Below are 8,374 nucleotides of genomic sequence, written 5' to 3'. Positions count from 1 at the left end.
GCTCCAAAGGGCTTTGGCCCCCGCCCGGCTTCCGCCCGTCGCCCGCCCGGCCTCCGCGCGGCCCCCGCCCGTCGCCCGCCCGTCGCCCGCCCGGCCCCCGCCCGCAGGCCGGGGGCGGGCGGGGAGCGGGGGCCGAACTCCTCCGCGGAGGGCTACCGCTGGTAGCCGAGCACCGTCATCATCCCCGCCTCCGCGTGGTACACGTTGTGGCAATGCGCCATCCACAGCCCGGGGTTGTCGGCGTCGAAGTCCACCGTCAGCTTCCCCTCCGGCAGGATCAGCGCGGTGTCCTTGCGCGCGCCGCCCGCGCCGCCGCCGAGGGCGAAGGTGTGCCCGTGCAGGTGGAGCGGGTGCCACATCGCTGTGGAGTTGTCGAACTCCAGCCGGACCCGCTCGCCCGCCTTCACCGGGTGCCGCTGGTCGGGGGCGTACGGCTTGCCGTCGAAGGCCCAGTCGTACTTCGCCATCCCGCCGGTCAGTTCGATCCGGATCGTGCGGTCCGGGGTACGGGCCGCCAGTACGGCCGGCTCCGCCGCCCGCAGCCGGTCCGCCGTCAGCGGTGTCCCGTTCAGTTCGGCGGGCCGGGTCGCGGCGGTGGGCGCCGTACCGGGCCCGGTGCGCAGCAGGGCGAGCGCCGACGCCGTCCCGCCCTTGCCCTCGGCGAGCGCGGTCAGCGGGAACACCCCGTCCTGCGCGGTGACCAGGACGTCGTACCGCTCGCCCATGCCGAGCAGCAGGGAGCCGGTCCTCGTGTGCTCCACCGGGTAACCGTCGGTGTGGGTGACCGTCAGTTCGTGGCCGCCGAGGGCGATCCGGAAGGCGGTGTCCCCGCCCGCGTTGACGATCCTCAGCCGGATCCGGTCGCCGGGCTTGGCGGTGAAGACCGACGGGTCCTGCGCGGTCCGGCCGTTGACGAGGTAGTACGGGTACGCGACGTCGCCCGGGTCCTTGCCGAGGACGTCGCTCTCCCCGCCCATGAGCAGCCGCGAGGGCGTGCCGCCCGCGGCCGGGGTCCGCGGGGCGGAGGTCTGGGGGGTGGAGGTCTGCGGGGCGGCGGCGCCGTGGCCCGCGTGGCCGCCGCCCACCCCCATGTCCATGCCCTTGCGGAGTTCGGCGAGGACCGCGTCCGGGGTGGAGCCGTCCACTCCGTCGACCCAGTCGTCGAGGACCACCACCCACTCCTTGTCGTACGCGAGGGGCTCCTTCGGGTCCTCGACGATGAGCGGCGCGTACAGGCCGCGGTCCTGCTGGACCCCCGAGTGCGGGTGGAACCAGTACGTCCCCGGGTGCGGGACGGCGAAGCGGTACGTGAAGGAGCCGCCCGGCGCGATGTCCCGCTGGGTCAGGCCCGGGACCCCGTCCATGTCGTTGCGCAGGGCGATGCCGTGCCAGTGCAGGGACGTGGCCTGCGGGAGGTTGTTGGCCAGGGTCAGGGCGAGGGTGCCGCCCGCGGTGACCCGGACCTCCTGGCCGGGCAGCCGGTCCCCGTACGCCCAGGAGCGGACGGTGAGGCCGCCGCCGAGGTCGAGCGGGGTGGCGGTGGCGGTCAGCCTGACCTCGGAGACCGGTCCGGTGGCCTTGCGGGCGGCTTCGGCGGCCTGCACCTCGGGCCCGGCGGGGTCCACGTAGCCGCCCGGCGAGGCGGCGGGGGAGGGGCCGCCGTGGTTCATGGAGCCGTGGTCCATGCCGGCGCCGCCGGACATGCCGGCGCTGTCGGAGCAGGCGGCGAGCAGCCCGGAGCCGGCGAGGGCGGCGGCGGCGCCGAGCACGGTGCGACGGGCGGGACGGGCGGGATGGGTGGGAAGAGAGCGCATGGAAGCACCTCGTGGCGTGTGTCGTACGAGCGGATGGGCGCCGTCTGCTGCCGCCGCGCGGGCATGCGCGGGCATGCGCGGGCATGCGCGGGCATGCGGGGGCGGCAGCGGGCCCGTCGCTATACGCGCAGTACCGCCAGCCGGGTGAGGAGTTCGCGGGGTGAGGGCGGGTCGGGTCCGCCGGACCGGCCCGGCGCGCGGGCCGCGCCCCCGAGCGGCGCGGCGTCGCGGAGGCCGGCCGGTCCGGCGCCCAGGATCAGGAGGGTCAGCCCGCCGAGCACGGCCAGGCACACCGACATGGGGTCCATGCCGGAGCCCGCGGGCGGAGCCTCCGCGGCGGGGCCCGGGTCGCCCGGGGCCTGGTCTGCCGTGCGGCCCGAGGCGTGGCCTGCGGTGTGCCCCGGGGTGAGGCCGGAGGCGTGGCCTGCGGTGCGGCCTGCGGTGCGGCCCGCGGTGCGGCCTGCGGTGCGGCCCGAGGTGAGGCCCGAGGTGAGGCCCGAGGTGTGCCCCGGGGTGAGGCCGGAGGCGTGGCCTGCGGTGTGGCCCGGGGCGTGGTCTCCGGTGTGGTCGGCCGCACGCGCGGCCGAGGCAACGGCGGCGACCGGAGTCGCGTCCTCCATCGTGTGGGACCGACTCGGATGGCCCAGGGTGTGCATGGTGACGATGCCCAGGAGCAGCGCAGCGAGCAGCAGCAGCCGGGGCCACCGGGCGGCTCGCTGTGCGGTGCGCTGGGCAGGGCGCGTCATGGGCGGAACCCTACCCCGGGTGGGTATCTGATCGTAGGACCGGGTCCGCCGTGTTGAGGATGATGCGCAGTATGTCCACAAGTCCTGAAAAGGGTCCGTTCGCCAAGAATCCGTGGCCGGTCGCCCTCCTCATCGGCCTGGGCGCCGCCGCGTACACCGCCTGGGTGCTCGAAGTCGTGCTGTCCACCGGTCTGAACCCCATCGAGACGTACGTCAGCGAGCTGGCCGCCCAGGACCGGCCGCTCGGCGGACTGTTCCGGGCCACCGACTTCACCGCCGGCCTGCTCGCCTTCGCGGGCGGCCTGATGGGCCTCGCCTGGCAGCTGCGGGACGGCGGATCCGGGCGCCCCTGGTCGGTGGTCGGCTGGGCCGGCGTCACCCTCTTCGGCGCGGCCACCGCCGCCGACGCCTGGCTCCCGCTCAGCTGCACGCCCACCGCGGACCCCGTGTGCGCCGCCCGGGAGACCGCGGGCCTGGTCCCGGCCACCCACCAGGCGCACGCCGTCAGCAGCAGCCTCGCCATGACCGGCGCCCTCGTCGGGATCGTCGCCCTCACCTTCGCCGCCCGCCGCTACCGCCGGCTCGCCCCGCTCGCCCGCTACGGACCCGCCCTCGTCGTACTGGAACTGCTGGCCACCGTCTGGACCCTGACCGCCATCGCACTGTTCACCGCCGGGCGCGGGACCTGGGCGCTCGGCGCCGGGCAGCGGACGCAGGTGCTGCTCGTGGCGCTCTGGCTGGGCCTGCTGGCGTACTCCGTCCACAAGGAGCGGCGCACATGACGCCGGGCCGCTTCGTGCGGGTGGACGGGGTCCCGCTGCACGTGGTCGTGGAGGGGAGCGGGGTGCGGGGGAGCGGGCCGCCCGTGGTGCTGAGCGCCGGGCTCGCCATGGCCTGGTTCGACTGGGACCCCGTCGCCGCGCTGCTCGTCGCGCAGGGCCGAACCGTGGTCCGCTTCGACCGCCCCGGGCACGGGCTGAGCGGCCCCGCCACCGCCCCGCCGACCGCCGCCGGGGAGGCCCGCCGGATCGCCGGGCTGCTCGACGCGCTCGGCCTCGGCGGCAGCCCGGTCACCGTCGCCGGGCACTCGATCGCCGGGTTCCACGCCGAGGCCTTCGCCCGCCTGTACCCCGGGCGCACCGCAGCCCTGGTCCTGGTCGACAGCAGCATCGAGGAGGCCCCCCGTACGGCGTTGCCCGCCGGGCTGCGCACCGCCGCTGCCGGAGCGCTCGGCCGGGCCCTGACCGCGGCCGGGCTGCCCGCCGCGCTGGGTCCGCTCGCGCGGCGCGCCGCCGTACGGGCCTCCCGCCCCGGCGGCTGCGACCCGGCGCCGCGGGACCTCGTACGCCGCGTCTACCGCACGGGCCGGGTCTGGCGCGGCGCCCTGCTGGAGAACGCTCGCTACCCGGACACCGCCGCCGAGGTGCTCGCCCTGCGGACCGGGCGCCCGTTGGCCGTGCCCGCCACCGTCCTCACGGGGTACGACGGCTCGGCGGGGCGCGGCGCCCTGCGGTGGTGCGGGCGCCAGGCGCAGCTGGCCGACCGGCTCGGCGCCCGCTTCGAGGTCTCCGAACCGGCGGGGCACCTGGTCATGCTGGACCGCCCCGACGAGGTGGCGCGGGCGGTCCTGGACGCGGACGCGGGGGCGGGGGCGCGGGCGGCGGCGCGGGGATCGGGTCAGCGCCTCGCGTAGACCTTCTCCACGAAGCCCGCCAGCTGGTCCTCGGAGAGGTGCTGGGCCAGGTCGGCCTCGCTGATCATGCCGACCAGCTTCTTGTCCCTGATGACCGGCAGTCGCTTGATCTGGTGGCTCTCCATCTCCTCCAGGACGTCGGTGACGTCCGCGCCGGCGTCGATCCAGCGCGGGGTGCCCTGGGCCATGTCACCGCAGGTGACCTTCGCCGGGTCGTGCCCCTTGGCCACGCAGTTCACGACGATGTCGCGGTCGGTGAGGATGCCGCACAGCCGCTCGTCGGCGTCGCTGATGGGCAGGGCGCCCACGTTGAGCCGGGCCATCAGCTGGGCGGCCCGGTCGAGGGTCTCGGTGGCGGGGATCCATTGGGCCCCGGGGTGCATGATGTCTGCGGCGGTCGTCATCGCTGAACCTCCTGAGCGCGCCGTTCACGGCCGGCCGCGGATGCGCTCGGCCGCGGCGTTCCCACGCGGCGGAGCACACGCCCGTACGGGTGAGAGGACGCCTCCCCCCACCGTACGGGCGTGTCCCGTCACCCGCGCGGCGCAGCCCCGCGCTGTTTCAGCATGTCCGCCATGAGGGTGAGCTCCGACTGCTGCGCCTCGACCATGCCCTGGGCCAGCGCCCGCTCGGCGGGGGTCTCGCACTGCGCCGCGCAGCCCCGGGCCATCGCGACGCCGCCCTTGTGGTGGTCGGTCATCAGCTGGAGGTAGAGCACCTCCGCGTCCCGGCCCTCGGTGGCGCCGAGCTGCGCGAGCTCCTCCTTGGTGGCCATGCCGGGCATGAGCGCGCCGGGCTTGGCGGTGGCACCGCCCATGTCGTGCCCGGCGTGCCCGCCCGCGTCCTGCCCGGCGTGCCCGCTCATGTCGTGCCCGGCGTGCCCGCCGTGCTGGTCCGCCGTGCCCATCCAGGACATCGGCGGCTCGTCGGCCACCACCTTCGGCAGCCCCCACAGGTCCAGCCAGCCCAGCAGCATGCCCCGCTGGTTGGCCTGGGTGTTGGCGATGTCGTACGCGAGGGAGCGCACCGGCTCGTCCTTGGTGCGGTCCCGCACGATGAACGACATCTCCACCGCCTGCTGGTGGTGCACGGCCATGTCCCGGGCGAAGCCCGCGTCCGGCGAGTAGAGGCCCGGCGCGCGGGACGACGTACCGGAGCCGTCCCCGTCGCCGCCGCTCGCGGAGGCGACCGTGGCCGCCACCGCGAACAGGAGCGCGAGCAGGACGGCCGTCCCGGCCGCCCAGTACGTACGGGTCACTTCTCGGCCAGCCCGTTGGTGCAGGCCGCGCCCGGCTCGGGGGTCTGCGGGCCCTGCACGTACTTGGTGAAGAACTGGGCGACCCGGGGGTCGTCCGCCTTGTCCACCGTCAGCTGCTTGCCCCAGGCGCTCAGCATGATCGTGCCGGCCTGCTCCTTGACCGGGCTCATCAGCGTGTACGGGGTCTTCGCCACGGTCCCGGCGAGCGCGTCGAGGTCGCCCTTGGCGGCCTTCTCGTTGTACGTCACCCACACCGCGCCGTGCTCCAGCGAGTGGACGGCGTTGACCTCGGGGATCACGTTCTTGTAGACGTCGCCGTTGCAGTTCATCCAGCGCGGGCTGTGGTCGCCGCCGACCGGCGGGTTCATCGGGTACTTCACCGGGGTCTCGACGTGGTTGCGGCCCAGCGTCTTCGCGTCCCAGGCCTGCTCGCCGTTCACGGGGGCCTTGGCGGCCACCGCCGCGGCGTCCTTCTTCTCCTTCTTGTCGATCATCACCCACGCGCCGAATCCGACGAGCGCGGCGGCGACGGCCACGGAGGCGGTGATCGCGATGGCCTTGTTGCGCCGGTCGCGGGAACGCTCGGCGCGGCGCATCTCGGCTATGCGCTCCTGGCGGGAGCTGGTGTCGGGGGAGGTCCTGCTGGCCATGTGCCCTGAATCCTTCTGCTGAGGGGGGTGGGGGGATGGATCCGGTGGAGCGCGGTACGGCGCCCGGACCCGTCAGGTCCGCAGCACTTGGAGGGCATGGAGGTCGGGGGCGCGCGCGAGCGTCCCGTGCGGCCGGGCCGGCCCGCCGTCGGCGGCGCGCGCGACGGGATCCGGGGCGGAGCCGGGCACGGTCACGGCGGGCGGCGGGACGGGCAGCACGCCGGGGGCCACGTGCGAGAAGGGGGAGCAGCCGGGCGCCTCGTCGGGGGTCACGCAGACGGCGCGCGGCGCGGTCGCCGGCGCGGTCGCCGGGGTGATCGCGGTCCCGGCGGTCGCGGTAGCCCCGGAAGCCCCGGCGGCCCGGGTGGCCCCGGCGGTCGCCGCCGTCGCGGCATGCGGCTCGCCCGGCCGTACGCACAGGAACAGCGCTCCGAACAGCACGGAGAGGGCGACCACGATGACGGCACGCCGACGTATGTGGCGCCCGATGCGCCCGCGCCGTATGTGCTCCCAGCCCCCCATGGGCGCAGATGGTAATGCTCATGACGGCCCCGAGGTCAGTGCGGGGGTGCCGCGAGCTTTCAAGGGTGCGTAATGTGGCGGAAACCGCGGCTGGCGATACTGGGCCCGCCCGACTGTGCCCCGACCCTCGGGGGAGTGGTGCACAGGCCGTCTGAACTGCGAGGATGAAGGCATGGACAAGCAGCAGGAATTCGTCCTCCGGACGCTCGAGGAGCGCGACATCCGGTTCGTGCGCCTGTGGTTCACCGACGTACTGGGCTTCCTGAAGTCCGTCGCGGTCGCCCCCGCCGAGCTGGAGCAGGCCTTCGACGAGGGCATCGGCTTCGACGGCTCGGCCATCGAGGGCTTCGCCCGGGTCTACGAGTCCGACATGATCGCCAAGCCGGACCCCAGCACGTTCCAGATACTGCCGTGGCGCGCCGAGGCCCCCGGGACCGCCCGGATGTTCTGCGACATCCTGATGCCCGACGGCTCCCCCTCCTTCGCGGACCCGCGCTTCGTCCTCAAGCGCATCCTGAACAAGACCTCCGACCTGGGCTTCACCTTCTACACCCACCCGGAGATCGAGTTCTTCCTGCTGAAGGACAAGCCGCTGGACGGGACCCGCCCGGTGCCGGCGGACAACTCCGGCTACTTCGACCACACTCCGCAGAACGTCGGCATGGACTTCCGCCGCCAGGCGATCACCATGCTCGAATCCATGGGCATCTCGGTCGAGTTCAGCCACCACGAGGGCGCCCCGGGCCAGCAGGAGATCGACCTCCGCTATGCCGACGCCCTCTCGACGGCCGACAACATCATGACGTTCCGCCTGGTGATGAAGCAGGTGGCCCTGGAACAGGGCGTCCAGGCCACGTTCATGCCGAAGCCCTTCTCCGAATACCCGGGCTCGGGCATGCACACCCACCTCTCCCTCTTCGAGGGGGACCGCAACGCCTTCTACGAGTCGGGCGCCGAGTACCAGCTCTCGAAGGTCGGCCGCTCCTTCATCGCGGGCCTCCTCCGCCACGCGGCGGAAACGGCGGCGGTGACGAACCAGTGGGTGAACTCCTACAAGCGCATCTGGGGCGGTTCCTCCCGCACGGCCGGCTCCGGCGGCGAGGCCCCCTCGTACATCTGCTGGGGCCACAACAACCGCTCGGCCCTGATCCGCGTCCCGATGTACAAGCCGGGCAAGACGGGCTCCTCCCGCGTCGAGGTCCGGTCGATCGACTCGGGCGCCAACCCGTACCTGACGTACGCCGTCCTCCTCGCGGCCGGCCTCAAGGGCATCGAGGAGGGCTACGAACTCCCGGCGGGCGCCGACGACGACGTCTGGGCCCTCTCCGACGCCGAACGCCGCGCGATGGGCATCGAACCCCTCCCCCAGAACCTCGGCGAGGCCATCTCCCTGATGGAACGCAGCGAACTGGTGGCCGAAACCCTGGGCGAGCACGTCTTCGACTTCTTCCTGCGCAACAAGAAGCAGGAGTGGGAGGAATACCGCAGCGAGGTCACGGCCTTCGAGCTGCGGAAGAACCTGCCCGTGCTGTAGCGGCGGCCGGAAGGCCGGGTGTGCGTGCGGCCCCGCTCCCCTGGAAGGGGGAGCGGGGCCGTTGGCGTGTCGGCGGGGGTTACTTCCGGGGGACCGCTTTGTGCCAGGGGGTGGGGGGGGGGGGGGTGTTGGGCGGGGTCGTCGTGATGTGGAGTTC

9 protein-coding genes are annotated in these 8,374 nt (G+C 74.2%); 3 read left to right on the top strand and 6 right to left on the bottom strand.

The annotated features are described in order from the left end of the window. Positions 1 to 152 precede the first annotated feature (152 nt). Entirely contained in the window at positions 153 to 1,814 is a 1,662-nt protein-coding gene (locus ADK52_RS05000) for a multicopper oxidase family protein (protein WP_053688568.1), read from the bottom strand. Between the two features lie 119 nt (positions 1,815 to 1,933). After that, positions 1,934 to 2,560: a hypothetical protein gene (locus ADK52_RS04995; RefSeq protein WP_053688567.1), complete on the bottom strand. Its 627-nt coding sequence runs from the start codon at positions 2,558 to 2,560 to the stop codon at positions 1,934 to 1,936. A 71-nt stretch (positions 2,561 to 2,631) separates the two neighbouring features. Between ADK52_RS04995 and ADK52_RS04990 the strand changes: the two genes are divergently transcribed. Next, positions 2,632 to 3,342: a DUF998 domain-containing protein gene (locus ADK52_RS04990; RefSeq protein ID WP_053688566.1), complete on the top strand. Its 711-nt coding sequence runs from the start codon at positions 2,632 to 2,634 to the stop codon at positions 3,340 to 3,342. Continuing rightward, positions 3,339 to 4,253, top strand: coding sequence for an alpha/beta fold hydrolase (locus ADK52_RS04985; protein WP_053688565.1), 915 nt, complete (start codon positions 3,339 to 3,341; stop codon positions 4,251 to 4,253). The genes ADK52_RS04990 and ADK52_RS04985 overlap by 4 nt, the downstream gene beginning before the upstream one ends. Here the strand turns inward: ADK52_RS04985 and ADK52_RS04980 are convergent. The 4 genes from ADK52_RS04980 to ADK52_RS42155 all read right to left on the bottom strand — a co-directional run bounded on the left by ADK52_RS04980 (position 4,238) and on the right by ADK52_RS42155 (position 6,683). Further along, positions 4,238 to 4,657, bottom strand: coding sequence for a CBS domain-containing protein (locus tag ADK52_RS04980; RefSeq protein ID WP_053688564.1), 420 nt, complete (start codon positions 4,655 to 4,657; stop codon positions 4,238 to 4,240). The genes ADK52_RS04985 and ADK52_RS04980 overlap by 16 nt on opposite strands. Positions 4,658 to 4,785: 128 nt before the next feature. After that, positions 4,786 to 5,511: a DUF305 domain-containing protein gene (locus tag ADK52_RS04975; RefSeq protein WP_053688563.1), complete on the bottom strand. Its 726-nt coding sequence runs from the start codon at positions 5,509 to 5,511 to the stop codon at positions 4,786 to 4,788. Next, complete coding sequence (locus ADK52_RS04970) at positions 5,508 to 6,161, bottom strand: DUF3105 domain-containing protein (protein ID WP_053688562.1); 654 nt, start codon at positions 6,159 to 6,161, stop codon at positions 5,508 to 5,510. The genes ADK52_RS04975 and ADK52_RS04970 overlap by 4 nt, the downstream gene beginning before the upstream one ends. 72 nt (positions 6,162 to 6,233) lie before the next feature. Further along, a complete protein-coding gene (locus tag ADK52_RS42155) occupies positions 6,234 to 6,683 on the bottom strand; it encodes a hypothetical protein (protein ID WP_053688561.1) in 450 nt (149 codons plus the stop codon). Positions 6,684 to 6,855: 172 nt separating this feature from the next. Between ADK52_RS42155 and ADK52_RS04960 the strand changes: the two genes are divergently transcribed. Continuing rightward, positions 6,856 to 8,217 carry a glutamine synthetase family protein gene (locus ADK52_RS04960; protein WP_030156261.1) on the top strand — a complete coding sequence of 454 codons (1,362 nt, stop codon included), beginning with the start codon at positions 6,856 to 6,858 and terminating at the stop codon, positions 8,215 to 8,217. Positions 8,218 to 8,374 lie beyond the last annotated feature (157 nt).

Origin of the sequence: Streptomyces sp. WM6372, from assembly GCF_001279655.1 — a bacterium.
Lineage (GTDB): Bacteria > Actinomycetota > Actinomycetes > Streptomycetales > Streptomycetaceae > Streptomyces.
Note: the sequence above shows the minus strand (reverse complement) of the source record. Positions and strands in the feature narration are given on the sequence as shown.